Source organism: Escherichia fergusonii ATCC 35469 (assembly GCF_000026225.1).
Taxonomy (GTDB): Bacteria; Pseudomonadota; Gammaproteobacteria; order Enterobacterales; family Enterobacteriaceae; genus Escherichia; species Escherichia fergusonii.
The window spans coordinates 1,469,766-1,493,999 of record NC_011740.1 but is presented as its reverse complement, the minus strand read 5'-3'; the positions used below and the strand labels follow the sequence as shown (position 1 = coordinate 1,493,999).

Annotated in this window: 25 protein-coding genes; 15 read left to right on the top strand and 10 right to left on the bottom strand. The window is 48.4% G+C overall.

Annotated elements, in window-relative coordinates; all coding sequences use genetic code 11:
* Positions 1-103 precede the first annotated feature (103 nt).
* Positions 104-1,141 carry an NADPH-dependent curcumin/dihydrocurcumin reductase gene (gene curA / locus EFER_RS07345; RefSeq protein ID WP_002431553.1) on the bottom strand — a complete coding sequence of 346 codons (1,038 nt, stop codon included), beginning with the start codon at positions 1,139-1,141 and terminating at the stop codon, positions 104-106.
* Positions 1,142-1,321: 180 nt separating this feature from the next.
* Between curA and EFER_RS07340 the strand changes: the two genes are divergently transcribed.
* Both EFER_RS07340 and EFER_RS07335 read left to right on the top strand, forming a co-directional pair.
* Entirely contained in the window at positions 1,322-1,837 is a 516-nt protein-coding gene (locus tag EFER_RS07340) for a GNAT family N-acetyltransferase (RefSeq protein ID WP_000027557.1), read from the top strand.
* Positions 1,837-2,286: a DMT family transporter gene (locus EFER_RS07335; protein ID WP_001076543.1), complete on the top strand. Its 450-nt coding sequence runs from the start codon at positions 1,837-1,839 to the stop codon at positions 2,284-2,286. The genes EFER_RS07340 and EFER_RS07335 overlap by 1 nt, the downstream gene beginning before the upstream one ends.
* Here the strand turns inward: EFER_RS07335 and ydcY are convergent, their stop codons facing one another.
* On the bottom strand, positions 2,287-2,520 hold the full coding sequence (ydcY, locus tag EFER_RS07330) for a DUF2526 family protein YdcY (RefSeq protein ID WP_000149074.1): 234 nt from the start codon (positions 2,518-2,520) through the stop codon (positions 2,287-2,289).
* 332 nt (positions 2,521-2,852) lie between these two features.
* Here ydcY and osmY point away from each other — a divergent pair, with 332 nt between their 5' ends.
* The 5 genes from osmY to clcB all read left to right on the top strand — a co-directional run bounded on the left by osmY (position 2,853) and on the right by clcB (position 7,689).
* Positions 2,853-3,563, top strand: a complete 711-nt coding sequence (gene osmY, locus EFER_RS07325) for an osmoprotectant ABC transporter permease OsmY (RefSeq protein WP_000557394.1) — start codon at positions 2,853-2,855, stop codon at positions 3,561-3,563.
* Between the two features lie 24 nt (positions 3,564-3,587).
* Entirely contained in the window at positions 3,588-4,490 is a 903-nt protein-coding gene (osmX, locus tag EFER_RS07320) for an osmoprotectant ABC transporter substrate-binding protein OsmX (RefSeq protein ID WP_001049523.1), read from the top strand.
* 9 nt (positions 4,491-4,499) lie between these two features.
* Positions 4,500-5,150 (top strand): osmoprotectant ABC transporter permease OsmW, encoded by a 651-nt coding sequence (osmW, locus tag EFER_RS07315; protein WP_000449220.1) that lies wholly within the window; start codon positions 4,500-4,502, stop codon positions 5,148-5,150.
* The gene (gene osmV / locus EFER_RS07310; protein WP_000593080.1) at positions 5,147-6,292 is read left to right on the top strand and encodes an osmoprotectant ABC transporter ATP-binding protein OsmV; all 1,146 of its coding nucleotides are present in this window, start codon (positions 5,147-5,149) and stop codon (positions 6,290-6,292) included. Before osmW ends, osmV begins: the two co-directional genes overlap by 4 nt.
* A gap of 113 nt (positions 6,293-6,405) precedes the next feature.
* Positions 6,406-7,689, top strand: a complete 1,284-nt coding sequence (gene clcB / locus EFER_RS07305; protein ID WP_000283546.1) for a voltage-gated ClC-type chloride channel ClcB — start codon at positions 6,406-6,408, stop codon at positions 7,687-7,689.
* Here the strand turns inward: clcB and bioD are convergent.
* The 3 genes from bioD to EFER_RS07290 all read right to left on the bottom strand — a co-directional run bounded on the left by bioD (position 7,642) and on the right by EFER_RS07290 (position 10,710).
* Positions 7,642-8,337, bottom strand: a complete 696-nt coding sequence (bioD, locus tag EFER_RS07300; RefSeq protein ID WP_000919205.1) for a dethiobiotin synthase — start codon at positions 8,335-8,337, stop codon at positions 7,642-7,644. The two genes, clcB and bioD, sit on opposite strands and share 48 nt — an antisense overlap.
* A gap of 124 nt (positions 8,338-8,461) precedes the next feature.
* Positions 8,462-9,682, bottom strand: a complete 1,221-nt coding sequence (gene mlc, locus EFER_RS07295) for a sugar metabolism global transcriptional regulator Mlc (protein WP_000225307.1) — start codon at positions 9,680-9,682, stop codon at positions 8,462-8,464.
* Between the two features lie 128 nt (positions 9,683-9,810).
* Complete coding sequence (locus EFER_RS07290) at positions 9,811-10,710, bottom strand: LysR family transcriptional regulator (RefSeq protein WP_001019566.1); 900 nt, start codon at positions 10,708-10,710, stop codon at positions 9,811-9,813.
* 120 nt (positions 10,711-10,830) lie between these two features.
* On the opposite strand from EFER_RS07290, the gene EFER_RS07285 reads away from it, so the two are divergent.
* On the top strand, positions 10,831-12,084 hold the full coding sequence (locus tag EFER_RS07285; protein ID WP_000087120.1) for an MFS transporter: 1,254 nt from the start codon (positions 10,831-10,833) through the stop codon (positions 12,082-12,084).
* A gap of 40 nt (positions 12,085-12,124) precedes the next feature.
* Here the strand turns inward: EFER_RS07285 and EFER_RS24555 are convergent, their stop codons facing one another.
* Complete coding sequence (locus EFER_RS24555; RefSeq protein ID WP_220131863.1) at positions 12,125-12,229, bottom strand: KPN_01571 family protein; 105 nt, start codon at positions 12,227-12,229, stop codon at positions 12,125-12,127.
* A gap of 380 nt (positions 12,230-12,609) precedes the next feature.
* Here EFER_RS24555 and asr point away from each other — a divergent pair, with 380 nt between their 5' ends.
* The 3 genes from asr to EFER_RS07270 all read left to right on the top strand — a co-directional run bounded on the left by asr (position 12,610) and on the right by EFER_RS07270 (position 14,006).
* Positions 12,610-12,915 (top strand): acid resistance repetitive basic protein Asr, encoded by a 306-nt coding sequence (gene asr, locus EFER_RS07280; protein WP_000756310.1) that lies wholly within the window; start codon positions 12,610-12,612, stop codon positions 12,913-12,915.
* A gap of 68 nt (positions 12,916-12,983) precedes the next feature.
* Entirely contained in the window at positions 12,984-13,079 is a 96-nt protein-coding gene (ydgU, locus tag EFER_RS24895; protein WP_455550734.1) for a small membrane protein YdgU, read from the top strand.
* A gap of 105 nt (positions 13,080-13,184) precedes the next feature.
* Complete coding sequence (locus EFER_RS07270; RefSeq protein ID WP_001232988.1) at positions 13,185-14,006, top strand: trypsin-like serine peptidase; 822 nt, start codon at positions 13,185-13,187, stop codon at positions 14,004-14,006.
* Here the strand turns inward: EFER_RS07270 and EFER_RS07265 are convergent.
* From EFER_RS07265 to pntA, 3 genes are all read right to left on the bottom strand, one after another.
* Entirely contained in the window at positions 13,997-16,159 is a 2,163-nt protein-coding gene (locus EFER_RS07265; RefSeq protein WP_000024699.1) for a bifunctional diguanylate cyclase/phosphodiesterase, read from the bottom strand. The genes EFER_RS07270 and EFER_RS07265 overlap by 10 nt on opposite strands.
* A 162-nt stretch (positions 16,160-16,321) precedes the next feature.
* Complete coding sequence (pntB, locus tag EFER_RS07260) at positions 16,322-17,710, bottom strand: Re/Si-specific NAD(P)(+) transhydrogenase subunit beta (RefSeq protein WP_000014024.1); 1,389 nt, start codon at positions 17,708-17,710, stop codon at positions 16,322-16,324.
* Between the two features lie 10 nt (positions 17,711-17,720).
* Positions 17,721-19,250 carry a Re/Si-specific NAD(P)(+) transhydrogenase subunit alpha gene (gene pntA / locus EFER_RS07255; protein ID WP_001219372.1) on the bottom strand — a complete coding sequence of 510 codons (1,530 nt, stop codon included), beginning with the start codon at positions 19,248-19,250 and terminating at the stop codon, positions 17,721-17,723.
* A 519-nt stretch (positions 19,251-19,769) separates the two neighbouring features.
* On the opposite strand from pntA, the gene ydgH reads away from it, so the two are divergent.
* The 3 genes from ydgH to folM all read left to right on the top strand — a co-directional run bounded on the left by ydgH (position 19,770) and on the right by folM (position 23,041).
* Positions 19,770-20,714: a DUF1471 family protein YdgH gene (ydgH, locus tag EFER_RS07250; protein ID WP_000769305.1), complete on the top strand. Its 945-nt coding sequence runs from the start codon at positions 19,770-19,772 to the stop codon at positions 20,712-20,714.
* 187 nt (positions 20,715-20,901) lie between these two features.
* Positions 20,902-22,284, top strand: coding sequence for an amino acid permease (locus tag EFER_RS07245; protein ID WP_000412346.1), 1,383 nt, complete (start codon positions 20,902-20,904; stop codon positions 22,282-22,284).
* 34 nt (positions 22,285-22,318) lie between these two features.
* A complete protein-coding gene (gene folM, locus EFER_RS07240; RefSeq protein WP_000510131.1) occupies positions 22,319-23,041 on the top strand; it encodes a dihydromonapterin reductase in 723 nt (240 codons plus the stop codon).
* Here folM and EFER_RS07235 read toward each other — a convergent pair.
* The gene (locus EFER_RS07235; RefSeq protein ID WP_000524815.1) at positions 23,038-23,373 is read right to left on the bottom strand and encodes a GlpM family protein; all 336 of its coding nucleotides are present in this window, start codon (positions 23,371-23,373) and stop codon (positions 23,038-23,040) included. The genes folM and EFER_RS07235 overlap by 4 nt on opposite strands.
* A 130-nt stretch (positions 23,374-23,503) precedes the next feature.
* On the opposite strand from EFER_RS07235, the gene rstA reads away from it, so the two are divergent.
* Positions 23,504-24,223 carry a two-component system response regulator RstA gene (gene rstA / locus EFER_RS07230; RefSeq protein WP_024256438.1) on the top strand — a complete coding sequence of 240 codons (720 nt, stop codon included), beginning with the start codon at positions 23,504-23,506 and terminating at the stop codon, positions 24,221-24,223.
* The last annotated feature ends 11 nt before the right edge of the window (positions 24,224-24,234 follow it).

The following is a 24,234-nucleotide window of genomic DNA, read 5'->3' as shown; positions in this document are numbered from 1 at the left end:
TTATTGTTATTAGCTACAGAACAGAGAAGTGGTAAGTTAATTAAAGCTGGAAATAAGATTTTTGCCTGGATTTTTATGGCGGCTTTATGCCGCCGTCGTATCTTTAATCATCATCCGCGACGCGAATAACAACTTTACCGAAGTTTTTGCCGTTCAGCAGGCCAATAAACGTCTGTGGGGCGTTCTCCAAACCGTTGGTAATTTGTTCACGATAGTGAATTTTCCCCTCTTTCACCCATTGTCCCATCTCCTGCTGAAACTCATGGATACGGTGACCATAATCCTGACCAATAATAAACCCTTGTAATCGAATGCGTTTTTTCAGCACCGTAGCCATCAACAGGGGTAAACGATCCGGACCGGGTGGTAGCTCTGTAGCGTTATAGCTGCTCACTAAGCCGCAGACGGGAATGCGCGCAGATGTATTGAGTAACGGTAGCACCGCATCAAATACCTTACCGCCAACGTTTTCATAATAGATATCAATACCTTTTGGGCACGCTTTCGCCAGTTGTTCGGCAAAATCATCCGCGTGATGGTCAAGGCAAACATCAAAACCCAGCACTTCGGTGGCATGGCGGCATTTTTCCGCGCCTCCTGCGACACCCACCACGCGGCAGCCTTTCAGTTTGCCGATTTGCCCCACCGTTGCACCAACCGGACCGGTCGCGGCAGCAACCACCAGCGTTTCGCCCTCTTTTGGCTGGCCGATATCCAACAGTCCCATATAAGCAGTAAAGCCGGGCATTCCCAGTACCCCCAATGACCACGAAGGATTTTCTGGTTGATCGCCAAGTTTCACCAGTTCATCGCCACTGGATATGTCGTAGTCCTGCCAACCGCTGTAACTCAGCACCCAGTCGCCTGCTCGGTAATCAGGATGATTCGACTCCACGACACGGCTCACCGTACCGCCGACCATCACACCGCCAATATCAACCGGCGGTGAATAAGATGGCTCATCACTCATACGTCCACGCATATACGGGTCCAGTGACAAATAAACTGTGCGCAGTAACACCTGTCCTTCACCGGGTGTGGCGACATCATCTTCTTCAAGACGGAAATTCTCCGCAACCGGCGCGCCATGCGGACGCGAGGCCAGAACCCAACGGCGGTTACGCTGCTTTTGTTGCCCCATAATGCTCTCCTGTGCTTTTGGCATGAATCCATCAATAGTAGCAGGCTCGCAGGATTGGTTTTGTTTGCAGTCGTCACATCCCCTCTGCAACACGCAATAATTTCATCGAGGAATCCGTTGCTTCGGGCTGTTTTCGATAGTATTGATAACGTCATCATCATTATTTTATTGAGGCCAGACATGTCCATCCGTTTTGCCCGCAAAGCCGACTGTGCTGCTATTGCGGAAATTTATAACCACGCCGTGTTGTATACGGCGGCTATCTGGAATGACCAAACGGTGGATGCAGATAACCGCATTGCCTGGTTTGAAGCGCGGACCATAGCAGGTTATCCGGTGCTGGTGAGTGAAGAAGATGGCGTAGTGACGGGATATGCCTCGTTTGGCGACTGGCGTAGTTTCGATGGTTTTCGCCATACTGTGGAGCATTCAGTTTATGTCCATCCTGATCATCAGGGCAAAGGTCTTGGGCGTAAATTGTTAAGCCGATTGATTGATGAAGCGCGGGATTGCGGGAAGCATGTCATGGTCGCCGGGATCGAATCGCAAAATCAGGCTTCGCTGCATCTCCACCAGTCGCTGGGATTTGTCATCACCGCACAAATGCCGCAGGTGGGCACTAAATTTGGGCGCTGGCTGGATCTGACATTTATGCAGTTGCAACTCGACGAACGCAGTGAACCGGACGCAATCTGATGAATCAGTCGCTTACCCTTGCCTTTTTGATTGCCGCCGGGATTGGTCTGGTCGTCCAGAACACGCTAATGGTGCGCATCACCCAGACCTCCTCTACCATTCTCATCGCCATGTTGCTGAACTCTTTGGTAGGAATTGTGCTGTTCGTTTCTATTTTGTGGTTTAAACAAGGCATGGCGGGGTTTGGCGAACTGGTGTCCAGCGTGCGCTGGTGGACACTTATTCCTGGCTTGCTGGGATCGTTTTTTGTCTTCGCCAGTATCAGCGGATATCAGAATGTGGGAGCGGCGACAACTATTGCAGTACTGGTCGCCAGCCAACTGATTGGTGGTTTGGTGCTGGATATCTTCCGCAGTCAGGGCGTACCACTACGGGCGTTAATCGGCCCAATTTGTGGCGCAATTTTACTTGTGGTTGGCGCCTGGCTGGTGGCCAGACGCTCATTTTAATCAGAGGATAGTGCCGCCTTTGGTTAACTGTTCGTGGCGCGCCTCCATATCTTCTTTATGTTTGCGACCATGATGGGCGATCGCTGTGCGCAGACGCTGCTGCTGGGTATAGCGATCTTCCCGACTGAGTTCAGCATCATCGCTAAGCTCAATCAGTAGTTCATTCATATGTGCAATAACGCTTTCATTAATCGCAGCATCTACCCGTGCAATTACGTCATCGAGATGTGTCATTTTCTCTCCTTTAATTCAGCAAATTAATCATAGCCTGTGGCGATAATAAGAGCCTGAAATGTGGCGTCAAGCTTCTTCCCGGCTTTCCTCTTTCGTTACAACGTCACTTAATGTTGGCGTTTTTAAGACAATTCTTTACATTGCGTCCTCACCCTTTCTGCCATAAGGCTCGCTGATCACTTTGGCTGGCATTTCTGCCACATTTAATTTGCCGCTTCGCTGGAATCCTGCCCGACCCGTTGCTATAGGTCAAAACACCCTGCCGCTCATGGCATAACAACATGCAGCGCTATTCGCTGCCATAACACATGCAAACAGGGAGAGACATCGCAATGCACACACCCACGGTAAAACGCGTGTTGGGTTTCACGTTCATCGTCCTTTTAGTTATGGCAATTCTTATCTGGGGCGTGGGACTGGAAACACTAAAAGCACGTCAGGTAGATTTGATTTATCTCGGTCAACAACATCTTTTTTTAGTCTTCACATCACTCTTTTTTGCCCTACTGATCGGCGTTCCCAGTGGTATTTTGCTTAGCCGTCCGGCTGCCAGAGGATTTGCTGAACATGCAATGCAAATCTTTAATGTCGGTAATACCCTCCCACCGCTCGCTGTTCTGGCGCTGGCAATGATTATCCTTGGTATTGGTGATACTCCGGCGATTGTGGCCCTTTTCCTCGCTTCGCTGCTTCCTATTGTTCGCAATACATATGCCGGGCTGAACGCCGTCCCCGCATCACTTAAAGAAGCGGCTAAAGGGATCGGCATGACCAGATGGCAACGCTTGTACCTGGTGGAATTGCCTAACGCATGGCCAGTCATGCTTTCTGGTATTCGTATTGCAGCGGCAATTATTGTCGGCACAGCACCTCTGGCATTTTTGATTGGTGCCAGTAGTTATGGAGAGCTGATCTTTCCAGGGATTTATTTGAATGATTTCCCAACACTGATTCTTGGCGCTACCGCAACGGCGCTCTTTGCGCTAATCCTCGATTCGTTGCTCGCCTGGCTGGGACGTGCTCTTAGCCCACACACTGCCTGATTAAAACGATAATACGGAGCATTTATGAATCTTAAAAAACACCTGCTGGGATGGCTGGCTGCGGCTTTTTTGCTGAGCGGACAAAGCCAGGCCGCACCCATCATTCTTGCCACCAAAGGATTTACCGAGCAGCATATTTTGTCTGCCATGACCGTGCAGTATCTGCAAAAGAAAGGGTTTCAGGTTCAGCCGCAAACGAATATTGCCGCGGTGATTTCACGTAATGCCATGCTCAACAAGCAGATTGATGTGACCTGGGAATATACCGGGACTTCGCTGATTATTTATAACCATATTAATAAGCGTATGACGCCAGAGGAATCTTACGCCACGGTTAAAAAACTGGATGCCCGCCAGGGCCTTGTCTGGTTAAACCCTGCGGATATGAATAATACCTACGCTTTCGCTATGCAGCGTGAGCGTGCCGAAGCGGAAAATATCACTACCATGTCAGAGATGGTGGCGAAAATTGAGCATCTTCGGCAAACCGATCCCGATAATAACTGGTTACTGGGCCTGGACCTGGAATTTTCAGGCCGTAGCGATGGGATGAAGCCATTGCAGCAAACCTATGTAATGGAACTCGACCGCCCGCAAATTCGCCAGATGGACCCAGGCCTTGTGTATAACGCCGTTCGTGATGGTTTTGTCGATGCGGGATTGGTTTATACCACTGACGGGCGCGTAAAAGGTTTTGATTTAAAAGTCCTTGAAGATGATAAAGGCTTCTTTCCCAGCTACGCCGTTACCCCCGTAGTGCGTAAAGAGATTCTTGATGCCAATCCTGGTCTTGCTGATGCACTCAACACCCTTTCTGGTTTACTCGATAACGACATAATTTCTACGCTTAACGCCAAAGTCGATATCGACCATCAGTCGCCACAGCAGGTCGCCCGTGAATTCCTGCAACAGAAAAATTTGCTGTAAGGAGCGCATATGGAGACGTTAAATTACCTTATTGATAATGCCGGATACCTTGCTGCCCTTACCTTACAGCACTTATGGCTGGTGGCCCTTGCCGTCGGACTCGCCATTATTATCGGTATTCCACTGGGCATTTTAATTGTCCGTCATAAATGGCTGGCAACACCGATTCTTGGAACCGCGACCTTGCTATTAACCATTCCATCGGTCGCACTTTTTGGCCTGATGATCCCACTCTTTTCACTGTTCGGTCAGGGTATCGGCGCTCTCCCGGCGATTACCGCCGTGTTTCTCTACTCACTTTTGCCCATTGTGCGTAATACCCATACGGCCCTTGATAGCCTGCCACCAGGTTTGCGTGAAGCTGGACGCGGCATAGGCATGACCTTCTGGCAACGCCTGCGTTGGGTTGAGATCCCAATGGCCCTACCGGTTATTTTTGGTGGTATCCGCACGGCAGTAGTGATGAATATCGGCGTAATGGCCATTGCCGCAGTGATTGGCGCAGGCGGTCTGGGGCTGTTGTTGCTTAATGGTATCGGCGGCAGCGATATGCGTATGTTGATTTCTGGTGCGCTACTGATTTGTTTACTGGCTATTGTGCTCGACTGGCTGCTTCACCGTCTGCAGGTCGTACTGACTCCAAAGGGGATACGAAAATGATAAAACTAGAAAACCTCAGCAAACACTTCATTCAAAAACAGGGGCAGCCGCTGAAGGCTGTCGACAATGTCAATCTGAACGTTCCTGAAGGTGAAATGTGTGTTCTGCTTGGCCCTTCAGGGTGTGGTAAGACGACGACACTGAAAATGATTAACCGTCTGATTACGCCAAGCTCCGGCAATATTTTGATCAACGGGCAAAATACAAATGACATGGACAGCGTGACTCTGCGGCGCAACATCGGTTATGTGATCCAGCAAATTGGTTTATTTCCCAATATGACCATTGAGGAAAACATTACCGTAGTACCCCGGATGCTCGGTTGGGATAAAACTCGCTGTAAACAACGGGCTGAAGAGTTAATGGAGATGGTGGCGATGGATGCAAAAAAATTCCTTCACCGTTATCCCAAAGAGATGTCTGGCGGCCAACAACAACGCATCGGCGTTATTCGCGCCCTGGCCGCTGATCCTCCGGTATTGCTGATGGATGAGCCTTTTGGTGCTGTTGATCCCATCAACCGGGAAGTAATTCAGAATCAGTTTCTGGAGATGCAACGCAAACTGAAAAAGACGGTAATGCTGGTCAGCCACGATATTGACGAAGCCTTAAAACTGGGTGACCGCATTGCGGTATTTCGCCAGGGGCGCATTGTCCAGTGCGCAAGCCCGGATGAGCTGCTGGCTAAACCGGCGAATGAATTTGTCGGTTCCTTTGTGGGGCAGGACCGAACGCTTAAACGTCTGTTACTGGTTTCTGCCGGGGATGTGACGGATCAACAGCCAACAATTACCGTTCGCCCCGATACTGCACTACATGAAGCATTCGGCATAATGGATGATAACGATATTCGGGCCGTTACCGTGGTAGATAGCAACGGCAAACCGCTTGGTTTTGTAAAGCGGCGCGAAGCGCGTGATGCCAGCGGCACATGTGCCGATCTTATCCATCCTTTCCGCATCAGCGGTAAAGCAGAAGATAACCTGCGTATTGTGCTCTCCCGTCTGTATGAAAGTAACACCAGTTGGATGCCAATTGTCGATGAAGATGGACGATACAATGGTGAGATCTCACAAGATTATATCGCTGATTATCTCAGTTCGGGCCGCACTCGTCGGGTATTGAATATCCACGAGGCTTAACCAGGTATGCCTGGTAACTTCCTGTTACCGGGCTAAATACGCACGTAGTGCTTTTGCCTTAATGCTGCTTTCACCGCAAAATATTCCTTCTGTCTCCTTTGTCTTACGCAACAATGTACCCACGTCCTATTTTTGCTAATCCACGAACACTATTTCGCCATTTGCTTATTGCCTCTTTTATAGGTGTTGTTGCCGCCATGGCTGTCGCCGGGTTTCGGCATGCCATGTTGTTGCTTGAATGGTTATTTCTCAGTAACAACTCCGGTAGCCTGGTCAACGCGGCGACAGAACTTTCTGGCTGGCGAAGAGTATTAACACCGGCCTCAGGTGGACTGGCTGCGGGAGCACTCCTCTGGGGCTGGCAAAAATTAAATCGCCAGAGACCTCATGCACCTTGTGATTATATGGAGGCACTGCAAACCGATGGGCAATTTGATTATGCAACCAGTCTGGTGAAGTCACTTGCATCTTTGTTAGTCGTCGCAAGCGGCAGTGCGATTGGTCGGGAAGGTGCCATGATCTTGCTGGCTTCACTGGCCGCATCGTTTCTGGCGAAGCGTTTCACGCCAGCCGAAGAGTGGAAATTATGGATTGCCTGCGGAGCATCAGCAGGAATGGCAAGTGCTTATCACGCCCCGTTAGCAGGAAGTCTGTTTATTGCCGAAATTCTCTTTGGCACCTTTTTGCTGACCTCACTCGGCCCGGTGATTATTTCTGCGGTGGTAGCTTTGCTCACCACTTATTTATTTAACGGGGGTAGCGCCCTGCTCTACCACGTGCCTGCTACGCTGGAAATTCACACTAGCGACTATTTATTGGTGGTGTGTTGTGGTCTGCTGATGGGAATAAGCGGCCCACTGCTACTGGCGTTAATGCGCATCAGCCACAATGGTTTTCTGCGCTTGAAATTATCCCCTCCATGTCAACTGGCATTGGGCGGGTTGTGTGTGGGTTTGCTTTCGTTAATGACGCCCACGGTCTGGGGTAATGGCTACAGCGTGGTACAAGCATTCTTACTTTCGCCCCCCTTGTTGACTGTAATAGCGGGGATTTTTATCTGTAAATTACTGGCGGTACTTGCCAGTAGTGGCTCCGGCGCGCCAGGTGGCGTTTTTACGCCTACCCTGTTTATTGGCCTGGCAATTGGCATGATCTTTGGGCGTGTACTGGGGCAAGGCCCTGATGCTCAGGTTATTTTGCTGGGATTAAGTGGCATGGCGACGCTGCTGGCGGCAACCACTCATGCGCCAATTATGTCGACATTAATGATTTGCGAAATGACCGGAGAGTATCAACTACTCCCCGGTTTATTGCTGGCATGTGTATTAGCGACGGTGATTTCGCGATCGTTACATCCCGATTCTATTTACCGACAACACCCGGTCGAGCATAGATAAACGAATATATTGCCCCAGTTCGCGTTGCTCAGCACGAGGCAGATAAGGCAATTCACCAATCAATGGCGCAGGAATTTTTTTGCTCAGCACATCAATAATTTCGGCATAGTGCGCCAGACCTGGGTTAATGCGATTTGCTACCCAGCCAATTAGCGGCAGGCCGTCATTGGCAATGGCCTGCGCCGTCAGTAAGGCGTGGTTTATACAACCTTCCTGGATACCGACGACCATCACCACGGGTAACTGTTCTTGCACTACCCATTCTGACAAAGGGCGTAGATCATTCATCAAACTACGCCATCCCCCCGTGCCTTCAACCACGACGTGTTCCACCTTTTCCGTCAGCTTAGCAAGACCGTTGGAGATCAAGGTGTAGTTGATCGGGCAGCTGTGCGCCACGCTACTTTCTTCTTCACTTAGCGCAATGGGATTTACTGCCTCATAAGGCAATGAAATGGTTGAGACGCTTTGTAATACCAACGCATCTTTGTTGCGTAGGCCTTCCGCTGTCTCTTTGCTCCCCTTGGCCACGGGTTTATAACCCGCGACTACTTTACCCTCCGATGCTAACGCCTGTAGCAATGCGCGGGAAACTACCGTTTTTCCAACAGAAGTGTCTGTACCGGTAATAAAGAAACGCTTTAGCATCACTAACTCCACCGTTATGCTTCGAAAATATAAGCCAGATTAATAAAACGATAGAAAAGTCTAAGTTAAGGCGATGAGATTCAGATTGAGTTAGCGCAAATTTTCGTAGAACAGTTAAAAAATGTTAACCCTGTAATAGACGAATCAACAAAGAGCCGCTATACATCGCGTCTTTTACCAGTGCTGCTCCCGCCATGGTTCCCTGATTGGTAAATTGGGTACTTTCTACAGTCATATGTTGACTATAGGCCGGAAGTGCCTGTTGACGAATGCTATTGGATATCGCCGGGAAAAGCACCTCAGCAGCTTTGTTTAGGGGTGATCCAATAAGTATTTTTTGCGGGTTGAATAAATTCACCATAATGGCGAGGATACGCCCCACATGCTGACCAACACCGGTAATAATATCCCGCGCCAGCAAGTCACCGAGCAAAGCAGCCTGACACAACGAGTCTACAGTCAGTGGCTGACCATGCAATATCGAACTCATCGACTGATTCAGTCGCAACTGAGCCAGTTCCAGTACGCTATCAACACTGGCAATAGTTTCAAGGCATCCGTGGTTGCCGCAGTAACAGCGTTTGCCATAAGGATCTACCTGGGTATGGCCAATTTCAACCAGGCTACTGCTCCCCGCGTGAAGTAAATGCCCATCGGTGATCACTCCGGCACCTACGTTGTGATCAATCACCACCTGGATGACATCGCGCGCGCCACGGGAAGCACCAAATAACGCCTCAGCCATCGTCCAGGCACTGATATCATGTTGAATATAAACAGGAACACCAGTATGCGTTTCTAATGCAGCTCCCAAGGGCATCTCTTTAACATCATCATAAAACGGCATTCGGTGCACAATTCCATTCTCAGTATCAATGATTCCGGGCATGGTTATGGCGATGGACGTCAATCGCTCCAGTTTCTGCTGATGACGAATAAAAAATTGATCAACCTGATGGAGAATGCGTTGTAATAATGGCGTTTCAGACTGTAGCGGCAAATCGAGGCGATCCTCGACAACCAATTTGCTACTAAGATCGCGCAGCGCAAGGAATATCTCGCCACGGCCAATTCGGATAGAAAGATAGTGCCAGGCTTCGGTTTCAACCACCAGACCAACCGCAGGTCGTCCCCGGTTCCCCGCTTCTTTGATCTCCAGCTCCTGCACCAAATGCGCTTCGAGCATTTCGCGCACGATTTTTGTAATACTGGCTGGTGCCAGTTGCGCCAGACGAGAAAGATCGATCCGCGAAACCGGGCCAAGCTGATCTATCAGGCGATAGACCGCACCTGCGTTAGTTTGCTTAATTTGATCGATATGCCCTGGCTGACTTTCAGCAACCACCTCTGACTCCCTATATTTTCGCGCTCCGAAATAATTTGTCGGTTATGGTGAAGCACTTCAACACGTAACGGAAAAATTTTACTTAGCCGTGTGATTTGACGCACATTTTTCATGACTGTTGAGCCAAATTATGTGCATCTCGCTGCGTTCAGCAGCTGATCACGAAAGCGCACGGCAGCTTGACTCTGTTCCCGATGTTTTGGCCAAACCAGCCACATTTCAGATACTGCGTCCTCTTCTGCGATGGGTAACCAACACATTTCCTCCAGTTGTACCCGCTCGAAAGACGCAGGAAGAATAGAAACGCCTAACCCTGCTGCTACCAGCCCAATAATGGTCATTGCTTCACCAACTTCCTGAGTAATCAATGGCGTCAGGTTATAGCGACGCATTAGACCAAGAATGTCGTCATACAGGCCAGTACCTACCTGCGGATCAAAAAAAACAAAGGGTTCTTTAACCAGTTCAGCCAGCGTAACTCTCTTTTTTTTCGCCAGAGCATGAGCTTGAGGAACGAGGGCCATCAACGGTTCGTGGCGGATGACGGCATAATTCAGCGTGTCCGGTAACGGTGTATTGCGCAGCAAACCGAGGTCGAGCGTACCTTCGTTAAGCGGCGCAATTTGTTCGCGTGTATTCATTTCCCTGGTTTGTAAATGCACTTCAGGATAGTCGTGACGAAATAACGACAAGGTGTCCGATACAGCTTTTATAAATGGCGCCGACGAGGTAAAGCCAATACGTAGCTCCCCTTCTTCGCCCTGATGCAGACGCTCTGCCCTTGCAGCGGCATCATTCACCAGTCCAAGGATTTGGCGACAGTCTGCCAAAAACTGCCTTCCTGCCGCAGTGAGCGCCACACTTCGGTTTGTTCGTGCCAGTAATCGCGCACCAATTTGCTGTTCCAGAATCTGGATTTGCTGGCTAAGTGGTGGCTGAGAAATGTTAAGCCGCGCCGCAGCTCGCCCAAAATGGAGTTCCTCTGCCACTGCGACAAAATAGCGGAGATGACGCAATTCTATATTCATATTTAAAACGTCTTATTTAAGATTATTAATATATTAGACATAATAATCGGATTTTTCTACGCTTAGGGTGTGGTCATACCCGTTACCGATAATTACGGGGATGTAGAGCAAGGAAATCAAGTGAGTCGTATTACAACTGTCGATGGCGCAACGGCGAGCGATATTGACGGAAAAAAGCTATCCCAGCCGAATGTCTATATAAAACGTGGTACTCCCCAGTTTATGCGCGTCACACTGGCGCTCTTCTCTGCAGGGCTGGCAACTTTTGCACTGCTTTATTGTGTGCAACCTATTCTACCTGTTTTGTCACAAGAGTTTGGTTTATCTCCTGCCAGCAGCAGTATTTCCCTTTCAATTTCAACGGCGATGCTGGCGGTGGGCTTATTGTTTACCGGGCCGCTTTCTGATGCTATCGGGCGTAAACCGGTGATGGTTACCGCCCTGTTACTGGCATCGTGTTGTACCTTGCTTTCTACCATGATGACCAGCTGGCATGGCATTTTGATAATGCGTGCCTTGATTGGTCTGTCATTAAGTGGCGTGGCGGCGGTTGGTATGACGTATTTAAGCGAGGAAATTCACCCGAGCTTTGTGGCTTTTTCTATGGGGCTATACATTAGTGGCAACTCAATTGGCGGAATGAGTGGGCGTTTAATCAGCGGTGTTTTTACCGACTTTTTTAACTGGCGCATTGCTCTCGCGGCGATTGGATGTTTTGCGCTGGCATCAGCACTCATGTTCTGGAAAATTTTGCCGGAATCTCGTCATTTTCGACCCACATCGCTGCGCCCCAAAACGCTAATGATTAATTTTCGTCTGCACTGGCGTGATCGCGGATTACCGCTGTTGTTTATCGAAGGTTTTTTATTAATGGGGTCGTTTGTCACCTTGTTTAATTATATCGGATACCGACTGATGCTTTCGCCATGGCACTTAAGTCAGGCGGTGGTAGGGTTGTTATCGCTGGCGTATCTCACCGGAACATGGAGTTCGCCTAAGGCGGGAGCAATGACGACTCGTTACGGGCGAGGTCCTGTGATGTTATCAGCTATTGCGCTGATGCTGTTTGGTTTATTACTCACTTTATGGAGTTCGCTGTGGCTGATCTTTGCCGGAATGCTTCTGTTCTCGGCTGGTTTTTTTGCCGCACACTCTGTTGCCAGCAGTTGGATTGGTCCTCGTGCACGGCGGGCAAAAGGTCAGGCTTCCTCGCTATATCTGTTTAGCTATTATCTGGGATCAAGTATTGCCGGAACACTCGGCGGTGTCTTCTGGCATAACTACGGCTGGTTGGGAGTAGGTGGCTTTATAGCTTTGATGCTGATACTGGCGATTGCAGTAGGTAGCAGCTTACATCAAAGGTTACATGCGTAAATATAATCCCCGACCTAACTAAAATAGTCGGGGGTTATTTTTATAAAAAACCAACAATAAAACTCAGAATAGACGCTTCGCCCGCTAATTCCCTGACGGCATCAAGCGCCAGAAGTACAAATATTACCCAAATGAAAGGATTCATTGCGCTGTCTGCATGTATACTCGCCATACTTCAAGTTGCGTGTTACCCGGCCTTTCCGGGCCAATGCCAGTGTTGTTCAAAAATACTACTGGCGTTTGGTCCTGCAACTCAAATTATTTAGAGTAAAGTTAACGTGTTGTATTACTCGCAATATATCCTACCGTAGTTAATACGAAATACAAACAGTCGCGTCTGACATTTTCAGGACAAATAACTGTGTTAATATTATAAAATTAATAATTTCCGCAGGTGCAATATCGCTTGTACATTAGGTTACACGCCGAAACCATTCTCTCACGGAAGGAATTGATTTCCCGCAGTAGAGTTATTTCACGGCCTCACTTTGAGGTTACCTGTAAAACAGAATTGAGGGAATGAAGATGAAAAAAGTATTAGCTCTGCTGGTTGTAGCCACTATGGGTCTTTCATCCGCTGTGTTTGCTGCTCAGACTGCAACCACAACAGCCCCGGCAAAAACCATGCACAAAAAACATCATCAGGCTGTAACACAAAAAGTACCAGAACAGAAAGCACAAGCTGCTAAAAAACATCACAAAAAAGCGAAAGCGACAAGCGTGCAAAAAGCACCAGAGCAAAAAGCTCAGGCGGCTAAAAAACACACCAAAAAACATCATCAGCAAACGGCTAAACCAGCAACACAACCTGCTACTCAGCCTGCAGCGTAATTTTTATTCGCTAATATGGCACGCTTCGTCGTGCCATATTAGCGATTGTTGAGCATTCACCCGTTACCGTGGAGGTGACCAAAGTGGGTCAGTATCGCTTTGAGATCATTCTCATCGGACTTATATTATGTGCAATAGTTGCCGCCCGGTTTTATCTTTTCTAATCTACGCGTAGTTGTCTGATTTTATTACCACTATCTTTGTGTCCCGTATATAGTTAATAGCAAGGGTATAGCTTTCATAATCATAATTCCCCATCAGAGTGAACTATGCGTAAAACCGTTGCTGTATTGCTGGGATCTGTTTGTCTTACTGCGATGAATTATGTTGCCAACGAGGCTGCTGCCACCACAACGAATGCGGATGAGGTTAAAACCCTTTTTTTTGGTCAGGATGATCGCGTTCCGGTTAATGCTCCGGGCAAATCGCCCTGGGATGCCATTGGTCAGCTGGAAACCGCCAGTGGAAATCTGTGTACCGCAACGCTTATTGCGCCAAATCTGGCTCTCACTGCCGGACACTGTTTACTGACGCCTCCCGGTGGCAAACTGGATAAACCTGTCGCCCTACGGTTTATTTCCAGTAAAGGGGTATGGCGCTATGAAATTCATGGTATTGAAGGTCGGGTTGATCCGGGGCTTGGTAAACGACTGAAAGCAGATGGTGATGGCTGGATTGTACCGCCTGCAGCAGCTCCATGGGATTTTGGCTTGATCGTGCTTCGTTATCCGCCTTCCGGTATCACGCCTTTGCCACTTTTTTCTGGTGATAAAGCCGCACTGACCGCAGCTTTAAAAGCTGCAGATCGCAAGGTAACGCAATCAGGTTACCCGGAAGATCATCTTGATTCGCTCTACGCACATCAGGATTGTGTGATCACCGGGTGGGCGCAAACGTCTGTGATGTCTCATCAGTGCGATACGCTTCCTGGTGACAGCGGTTCCCCCTTGATGTTGCATACGGATGATGGCTGGCAGGTTATCGGCGTACAAAGTTCGGCACCAGCGGCAAAAGATCGCTGGCGTGCAGACAATCGCGCTATTTCAGTCACCGGATTTCGTGAAAAATTACAGGCTCTGGCTCAGCAATGACGCTGCTGGCGTAATTGCATCAGTGATTCTATCGGCATCGGCTGGCTGAAATAAAAGCCCTGTAAACGGTCGCAGCCAGCCAGGCGTAATAGTTTCATCTGTTTCTCTGTCTCCACGCCTTCCGCAGTCACCAACATGCCTAACGCACTGGCAATACGTACCGTTCCGCTAACCAGTGCCGCAGCCTGATCGTCATTATCCACCAGTCCAGCCAGAGATTTATCAATTTTGATGGCATCGAAATTAAATCGCCGCAAATACCCAATACTGGAATATCCAGTGCCAAAATCATCCAGAGCAATAGCTGTACCCAGTGCTTTCAGGTTAGCAATTGCTGATTTCGCGCGGTCTGGATTCTCCAGAACGTAGGTTTCAGTGACTTCCAGTTGTAAACGGGAGGCCGGGAAACATGTTTCGTTTAAGACGCCGGCGACTTTGTCTTCAAATTCGGGATCACGAAACTGTGCCGGGGAGATATTTACCGACAGTTTAAGCTCACTCAGAGGATGAAGATCATAACAGGCTCGGCGTAATACGAATTGCCCCAGAGCGTCAATGAGACCACTTGTTTCGGCAACAGGGATAAAATCATCTGGACGAAGTTCTCCTGCAGGACGTCGCTTCCAGCGAACCAGCCCTTCAACCCCCACCATTAACTGTGTGCGGGCATCGACGATTGGCTGATACCAGACGTCAAATTCATTTCTTTCCAGCCCCAGTCGAATATCGTTCTCGATTGTCAGTTGCCGTTCCCGAGCGCTATTGAGTTCAGCATCGTAATGCGTAATGCGCCCTTTGCCCGTTGCTTTCGCGTGATACATAGCGATATCCGCCCGACGAAATAACTCCGAACTGGTGCATTCAACCAGTGAACCACTGGCAATACCAATACTGGCACTAATGTGAATAGAACGCTCACCCAGCTGTACAGGATTATTAAGATATTTCATTACCTTATCTGCAAATTCCGTCGCTATTTGCTCTGATTTTTTACCGCCGATCATCAGCGCAAACTCATCACCGCCCATCCGCGCCAGCATTCCGTCTTTCGGTGTTAATACCTGTAACGTCTGGGCAAGGGAGATGATCAACTGATCGCCAACATAATGTCCGTAGATATCATTGATGTCTTTAAAGCCATCGAGATCAATAAACACAACACTTTTGAGATCACATTCTCCACGTTTACGTAAATCTTCCAGTGTTTCAATTAAAGCACGACGATTTGGTAAACGACTCAACCAGTCAATGCGGGCAATCCGCCTCGCCTTCTGTTCGCCGTGGGCTAATTTGTATAGCCCCACGCTGCTGAGCAATATAAATAACAGAATGAGCGCCGATGCCAGTGCCACTATTTGTGTAATCTGACTTGATGCCGCATCGGCTGCCTGAGCCCCAGGAAGTCGTGGTTGCCAACTGAGATAACCTAATAATTCTCCGGCTGAACTGGTGAGCGGAATATGAGGTGTACCAGGTTCATTTTCGCTGTATGAAAGATGGGCAATTTGAAAGGTATTACCCAACGCGTGCAGAATATTGTTATTTAAATGCCGGGTGATCAGTAAATAGCGGCGAGAAGGCTGTGTAAAAGAGAAAGCTTCAGCCATAGGGCGAATCAAACCGATGCCCACAAAGGCAATTCCAGCCTGAGTGCGGGTGATCCCCGAATAGATATTTTTGCCGTTTTTTAACGCATCTGCATGTTTATCAATTAACGCTTCGATCCCTTTACCAAAAAAATGGCGTTCATTTCCCCTTAACGTTTCACCGCGAAATGCCCCCCAGAGCACCTCGAAATTTTCATTAAGGACAAATGTACCGTCATAAAGGTTATTAACTTTAAAACCTGATCCCCAGGTGTTGTATAACCAGTCAGTATTAAGTTCGGATCGATACGTTTCTTTCACTGCTTCGTCCCAGACGGCATTATCCAGTACTAACGATGACACTCGAAATACCGAAGTCTGTATTGCCCCTTCGACGGATAATGCAGCACGCCGATTATCAATCTCATTAGCTTTAGAGCTGATTAGATGTAACGACAGATAAAGTAATGCCACAACCGAGATGATTAACCCGATCCCGGCGATAAAAATCATCACAAACAACGTTTTTGCAGTTGGTATATTACGCCAGTGCAGCCAGTTAGCCATTCTCACGTCTCATGCGTTATCTGACGAGGACTAGTACTTATAGCGTAATACAGGCTAAGAATTTAGCTGCATTTCATGAGAGCAAAAATTAAATCTGCGTATTTACATCACATGAGCTTAAAAAAACGGCCCCCGAAGAGGCCGTTGTGCACTGAGGTTTACTTAAAGTGCTTTCAATATTGCATCCACGCTGGCTTTAGCATCACCAAACAGCATATGAGTATTTTCTTTAAAGAACAGCGGGTTTTGCACCCCGGCATAACCGGTATTCATCGAACGTTTAAAGACAATTACGTTTTGCGCTTTCCACACTTCGAGAACTGGCATCCCGGCAATTGGACTCTTAGGATCGTCCTGTGCCGCTGGGTTAACCGTGTCGTTAGCACCAATGACCAGTACGGTATCCGTGTCGGCAAAATCATCATTGATTTCGTCCATTTCCAGCACGATGTCGTACGGCACTTTCGCTTCTGCCAGTAACACATTCATATGGCCAGGCAAACGCCCTGCTACCGGGTGAATCCCAAAACGCACGTTGATGCCACGGGCACGCAGTTTCTCCGTGATTTCCGCTACCGGATATTGAGCCTGTGCCACTGCCATGCCGTAACCTGGAGTGATAATCACTGAATGTGAGTTCTTCAGCAGTTCAGCAGTTTCTTCCGCAGTGATTTCACGATGTTCACCAACTTCCTGATCATCACCTGTGGAGATTCCGTCTGTACCAAAGCCACCGGCGATAACGCTGATGAATGAGCGATTCATCGCCTTACACATAATGTAAGAGAGGATGGCACCAGAAGACCCCACCAGCGCACCAGTAACAATTAACAGGTCGTTACTCAGCATAAAGCCTGCGGCTGCCGCAGCCCAACCAGAGTATGAGTTGAGCATTGATACTACGACAGGCATATCCGCCCCGCCGATAGATGCAACTAAATGCCAGCCAAATACCAGTGCGATCACGGTCATCACCAGCAGTGCCAACACTTGCAGACCAACACTTTCGGTGCGAACGAAAACAAGCAGTAACAGGAAGGAAACAACCAGTGCCGCAAGGTTCATTTTATGACGATTTGGTAGCATCAGCGGTTTTGAGGAGATTTTTCCGCACAATTTACCGAACGCCACAACCGAACCGGTGAACGTTACCGCACCGATAAAGATACCGAGGAATACCTCCGTCAGGTGAATATTGACCAGTACTGGCTCCATGCCAGCATCATGATGCAGGTAACTGTTAAAACCAACCAGCACCGCCGCCAGACCTACGAAGCTGTGCAGAATCGCCACCAGTTCTGGCATCTCGGTCATTTCAACCTTTTTCGCCAGGCGGATACCAATTGCACCACCGATGATCATCGCCACCAGAATCCATGCAACATTGCCTGTATCCGGCCCAAAGATGGTAGCGATTAACGCTATCGCCATCCCGGCTATACCAAAGTTATTTCCCCGTTGCGAAGTTTCGTGTTTTGAAAGCCCCGCCAGACTAAAAATAAACAGGATTGCGGCAACAATGTATGCAGCTGTAACTAATCCTCCAGACATATGTTACCCCTTAATTTTTGCGGAACATTTTCAGCATACGCTGAGTTACAGTGAAACCACCGAAAATATTAATGCTGGCGATAAGCACCGCAATAAAGCTCAGGAAGCTAACCCAGCCACCCTGGCCTATTTGCAACAATGCTCCGACAACAATAATCCCCGAAATTGCGTTAGTGACAGACATCAGCGGTGTATGTAACGCGTGAGAAACGTTCCAGACCACGTAATAACCAACGACACATGCAAGGGCAAAAACGGTGAAGTGACCAAGGAACTCTTTAGGCGCGACATCTGCCATCCAGCCAAAGAGAATAATGGCCAAAGCCATCAAGGCATATTTCCGCCATGGCGAAGCCGGTTTTTCCGGTTCCGTTGGTTGGGGCGCGGCTTTCGGTGCTGTCTGTGGCTGAGCGGAAACCTGAATCGGTGGTGCCGGCCAGGTAATTTCTCCATCGCGGATCACCGTCACACCACGAATCACGACATCATCGAAATCAACAGTAATGTTGCCGTCTTTCTCTTTGCAAAGCAGTTTCAGCAGGTTGACCAGGTTAGTACCGTAAAGCTGTGAAGATTGGGTCGGCAAGCGACCTGGCAGATCGGTGTAGCCAATCACTTTTACGCCGTTTTCAGTAGTATAAATTTCGCCTGGTACGGTGTATTCGCAGTTACCCCCGTTCTGGGCCGCCAGATCGACAATCACACTGCCCGATTTCATGGAGTCAACCATTTCACGGGTGATAAGTTTTGGTGCAGGCTTGCCAGGAATAAGTGCGGTAGTAACGATGATATCGACATCTTTTGCCTGAGCAGCAAAGAGTTCCATTTCGGCTTTGATAAACGCCTCAGACATTACTTTGGCATAACCATCGCCACTGCCTGCTTCCTCTTTGAAATCAAGCTCGAGGAACTCGGCGCCCATACTCTGTACTTGTTCTTTTACTTCCGGGCGGGTGTCAAAGGCGCGAACAATCGCCCCCAAACTGTTAGCCGCGCCGATAGCCGCAAGGCCCGCAACCCCAGCGCCAATGACCATAACTTTGGCCGGAGGCACTTTCCCAGCAGCCGTAATTTGCCCGGTAAAGAAGCGGCCAAATTCATGTGCGGCTTCGACAATCGCGCGGTAACCCGCGATATTCGCCATTGAGCTTAATGCATCCAGCGACTGCGCACGTGAGATACGTGGCACAGAGTCCATTGCCATGACGGTCACGTCGCGCTCCGCCAGTTTTTGCATCAGTTCAGGATTTTGTGCAGGCCAGATGAAGCTAACCAGTGTTGTTCCCGCTTTGAGTAGCGGAATTTCTTCATCTTCAGGTGCGTTTACTTTGAGAATAATCTCTGACTGCCAAATGGCGTTGCCATCGACTATTTCCGCCCCTGCGTGTTCAAATGCCTTATCGTCAAAACTTGCCAGTTGACCCGCGCCGCTCTCTACTGCGACGGTGAAACCTAGTTTCAGTAGCTGCTCAACCGTTTTTGGTGTTGCAGCGACTCTGGTTTCATTGGTTAACCGCTCTTTTGGTATGCCAATTCGCATAATATTCCCTTCCATCGGTTTTGGATGATGGTTTGTCAGTGATCGTAAAAGGCCAAAGCGCTCTTACGTTAGAGGTATGTATTACCCCGGAAAAAAACTGTAACAAACTTGCTATAAGCTACTGAAAATAGCGTCAGTGATCTAGCGGCAAAACAGGGTATTTATACGTGCATTGGCGAAATCTGAACGATTCAGCATCTGAAGCGGGATATTGACCTTAGATATCATGGCAACAACTGATAATTCTCTTATAGCCAATAGCAAAACATGATTAATCTCCACCGCATTCGCCTAGTTAACATTAAATTAACTTATAAAAATTATGTAGATCATAAGTTTCTGCCACGCAATGTCTGTTTTTTAAACTTCTGGCTAAAGGATAGTGCGTATCTGATTGACTGTTACATGGGGAATGAAAATTACCGCAGACATTGACCTAATTTAAATGCCATAATCAGCGACGTTTCTAGTCAATAACAATACCAGTACCTGGTTTGCGCAAGGCGAAGGATTATTTTTATGAAGCTTAAGAACACACTCCTGGCGTCCGCACTGCTTTCTGCGACTGCTTTTTCTGTAAATGCAGCGACAGAACTGACGCCGGAGCAAGCGGCAGCATTAAAACCTTATGATCGTGTAGTAATTTCCGGTCGTTTTAACGCGATTGGCGATGCGGTAAAAGCCGTTTCCCGCCGTGCAGACAAAGAAGGCGCAGCCTCTTTTTATGTTGTTGATACCTCTGATTTTGGCAACAGCGGTAACTGGCGCGTTGTTGCAGACCTCTATAAAGCCGATGCTCAGAAAGCTGAAGTTGAGAAAAATCGCGTCATTAATGGTGTCGTTGAATTGCCGAAAGATCAGGCTGTCCAGCTGGAACCGTTTGATACTGTCACCGTTCAGGGTTTCTACCGCAGCCAGCCAGAAGTTAATGCGGCGGTAACGAAGGCGGCAAAAGCGAAAGGGGCATACGCCTTTTTTATCGTTCGTCAGATTGACGCCAACCAGGGCGGCAACCAGCGTATTACCGCATTTATCTACAAAAAAGATGCGAAAAAACGTGTAGTACAAAGTGCGGATGTCATCCCCGCTGATTCAGAGGCCGGACGCGCAGCAATCGCCGCGGGTGGTGAAGCAGCGAAAAAAGTTGAAATTCCAGGGGTAGCCAGCAATGCTTCTCCAGGTTCAGATGTTGGCCTGTTCTTCGAGACTCAATCATCGAAAGGTGGTCGTTACACTGTCACGCTGCCGGATGGCACTAAAGTCGAGGAAGTGAACAAAGCGACAGCGGCAATGATGGTGCCGTTCGACAGCATTAAATTCACGGGTAATTATGGCAACATGACTGAAATTTCTTATCAGGTTGCTAAGCGTGCGGCGAAAAAAGGTGCCAAGTATTACCACATTACTCGCCAGTGGCAGGAACGTGGTAACAACATGACAATCAGTGCTGACCTGTATAAATAATCACAACAGGTAATAAATTGAAGGCGGCTTTGTGCCGCCTTTCGCATTTTTAGTGATAAATATTGCTTAAGCCATTGCATGGCCCCTACTCTCCCCGTAAAATCGCGCGCCTTAGTGGCATTCACCATTTTTATGCGTTTTGCCCTAATAATTATTCTGACTCACTCGTTTTGATGACTGGACACCGATGGAAAAAAAACTGGGACTGAGCGCACTCACCGCGCTGGTATTAAGCTCAATGCTTGGCGCTGGCGTATTCAGCCTGCCGCAAAATATGGCGGCAGTTGCCAGTCCGGCGGCCTTACTCATCGGCTGGGCCATTACCGGGGCCGGAATTCTGTTACTGGCCTTTGCCATGTTGGTATTAACGAGAATTCGCCCTGACCTTGACGGTGGCATCTTCACTTATGCCCGTGAAGGATTTGGAGAATTGATCGGTTTCTGTTCTGCATGGGGCTACTGGCTTTGTGCGGTAGTTGCCAACGTCTCGTATCTGGTTATCGTTTTCTCGGCACTCAGCTTCTTTACTGATACCCCAGAACTGCGTCTGTTCGGTGATGGCAACACCTGGCAATCTATTGTGGGTGCTTCGCTATTGTTGTGGGTTGTTCATTTTCTGGTGTTACGTGGTGTACAAACCGCTGCCACTATCAACCTGGTCGCGACACTGGCAAAACTTCTGCCGCTCGGTTTATTTATCGTGCTGGCATTTTTAATGTTTCGCATGGATATTTTTAGCCTTGATTTTACTGGCGTTGAATTAGGCGTTCCGGTCTGGGAACAGGTTAAAAACACCATGCTGATCACGCTGTGGGTGTTTATCGGGGTTGAGGGCGCGGTTGTTGTCTCCTCTCGTGCAAGAAATAAACGCGATGTTGGTCGTGCCACGTTGCTGGCTGTTCTTGCTGCGCTTGGTGTCTATTTACTGGTGACGTTACTTTCGCTTGGTGTTGTAGCTCGCCCGGAGCTGGCTGAGTTGCGTAACCCATCAATGGCGGGTCTGCTGGTCAAAATGATGGGCCCATGGGGTGAAGTTATTATCGCCGCCGGGTTAATCGTCTCCGTTTGTGGTGCTTATTTAAGCTGGACGATTATGGCAGCCGAAGTACCGTTTCTTGCTGCAACTCACAAAGCGTTCCCTCGTATTTTCGCTCGTCAGAACGCCAATGGAGCACCTTCAGCCTCTTTATGGTTGACGAACATTTGCGTGCAAGTATCGCTGGTATTGATCTGGCTTACCGGTTCTGATTACAACACATTGTTGACCATTGCTTCAGAGATGATTCTGGTGCCCTATTTCCTGGTCGGTGCCTATTTACTTAAAATTGCCACTCGCCCAATACATCAGGCTGTAGGTGTCGGCGCATGCATTTATGGCTTATGGTTACTCTATGCTTCCGGGCCAATGCATTTGCTGTTATCTGTTGTGTTGTATGCTCCAGGTCTTCTGGTATTCCTGTACGCACGTAAAACACATACCCATGATAATGTATTGAACCGCCAGGAAATGGTGCTGATTAGTTTACTGTTAGTCGCGGCTATTCCTGCGACGTGGATACTGGTGGGATAACATGAATCCCATCGTTTGACGCTAAGGAGCTACGATGGGTCATTCCCGCGCATTCCCTGTTCTTATTACGGGTGGAGGCCGTCGCATCGGCCTCGCTCTCGCATGGCATTTTATCAATCAAAAACAACCTGTAATTGTCAGTTACCGAACACACTACCCGGCAATTGATGGTTTGAAGAAGGCCGGTGCGCTTTGTATTCAGGCTGATTTCTCCACAGATGAAGGTATATTAGCATTTGCTGAACAGGTAAAAGCTGCAACACCGGGTTTACGGGCGATTTTGCATAACGCCAGTGCCTGGATGGCAGAGAAGCCGGGGATTCCACTCCCGGACGTTTTATCATGCATGATGCAGATCCATGTTAGCGCGCCGTACTTACTCAACCATGCACTGGAACCGTTACTGCGCGGCCATGGACACGCAGCGAGCGATATTATCCACTTCACTGATTACGTCGTCGAACGCGGTAGCGATAAACATATCGCCTATGCTGCAAGTAAAGCCGCGCTGGATAATATGACCAGGTCGTTTGCCCGCAAACTGGCGCCTGAAGTTAAAGTCAATGCTATTGCACCATCGCTGATTTTATTTAACGAACATGACGATGCGGAGTATCGCCAGCAGGCACTGAATAAATCACTGATGAAAACCGCACCTGGTGAAAAGGAAGTAATTGAATTAGTTGATTATTTGCTCACAAGCTGTTTTGTTACCGGGCGTAGTTTTCCCCTGGATGGTGGTCGTCATCTGCGTTAATGCAGTTTTATCCAGCAGAAAATTAACAACCATGCGCTAAGCCCCCAGCAGATAACCGCCCCTCCGAGTGCTGCGGGCAGGCGCATAAATCCGGTGAGATACCATAAAGAGGCCAGGTAAACAAAATAGGGAATGATCGACCACATACTGAAGATGATGGTTGTTCGTAATGCTTCAATCCCTCGTTCGCTTGCCACAATATAGTGAGCAATCAACGCAAAGGTCGGAAATAAGGGAATTAAACCTGCAATATAGTAATTTTTTGTTTTTGCCAGTAAGCCTATCAACACCACGACCAGCGCACCAAGTGCAGCTTTGAATACTAAACCCATCCTCATTCACCTTAACACTTTAATAACATATTCTCAGTAGAATACCTTATGCTCTTTTGTTTAGGAACGATTGATATGCAGGTAAAACGTGCCAGTGTATGGTGAGGTTTTTATTTCCACTATGAATATTATGAACACACTCGTTTTTGTCGAAGATGATGCTGAAGTAGGCTCTCTGATTGCTGCTTATCTGGCAAAACATGATCTTAATGTTATCGTCGAACCGCGTGGTGATAAGGCGGAAGAAGTCATTGCCAGCATTCAACCAAACCTGGTATTGCTGGATATTATGCTTCCTGGCAAAGACGGGATGAGTATTTGTCGTGATTTGCGTGGTAAATATGCCGGCCCTATTGTGCTTCTGACATCACTTGATAGCGACATGAATCATATTCTGGCGCTGGAATTGGGGGCTTGTGACTATATTCTGAAAACGACACCCCCGGCTGTGTTGCTGGCGCGGTTACGTTTGCACTTGCGACAAAATGAACTAACGCAACAGAGCAAAGGTATTCAGGACTCTGTGCTGAAAATGCATAGCACGTTGTGCTTTGGTTCTTTGAGTATCGATCCTATTAATCGCAGTGTACTTCTTGCCGGAGAAGAGGTCGTGCTTTCTACTGCCGATTTCGAACTGCTTTGGGAACTGGCTACCCATGCCGGGCAAATAATGGACCGCGATGCCCTACTGATGAGTCTGCGCGGTGTCAGTTATGACGGCTTAGATCGAAGCGTGGATGTCGCTGTTTCTCGTTTACGTAAGAAATTACTCGATAACGCCGCCGAACCTTACCGGATCAAAACTATTCGTAATAAAGGTTATTTGTTCGCGCCACACGCCTGGGAATAAACGGGTTAAGA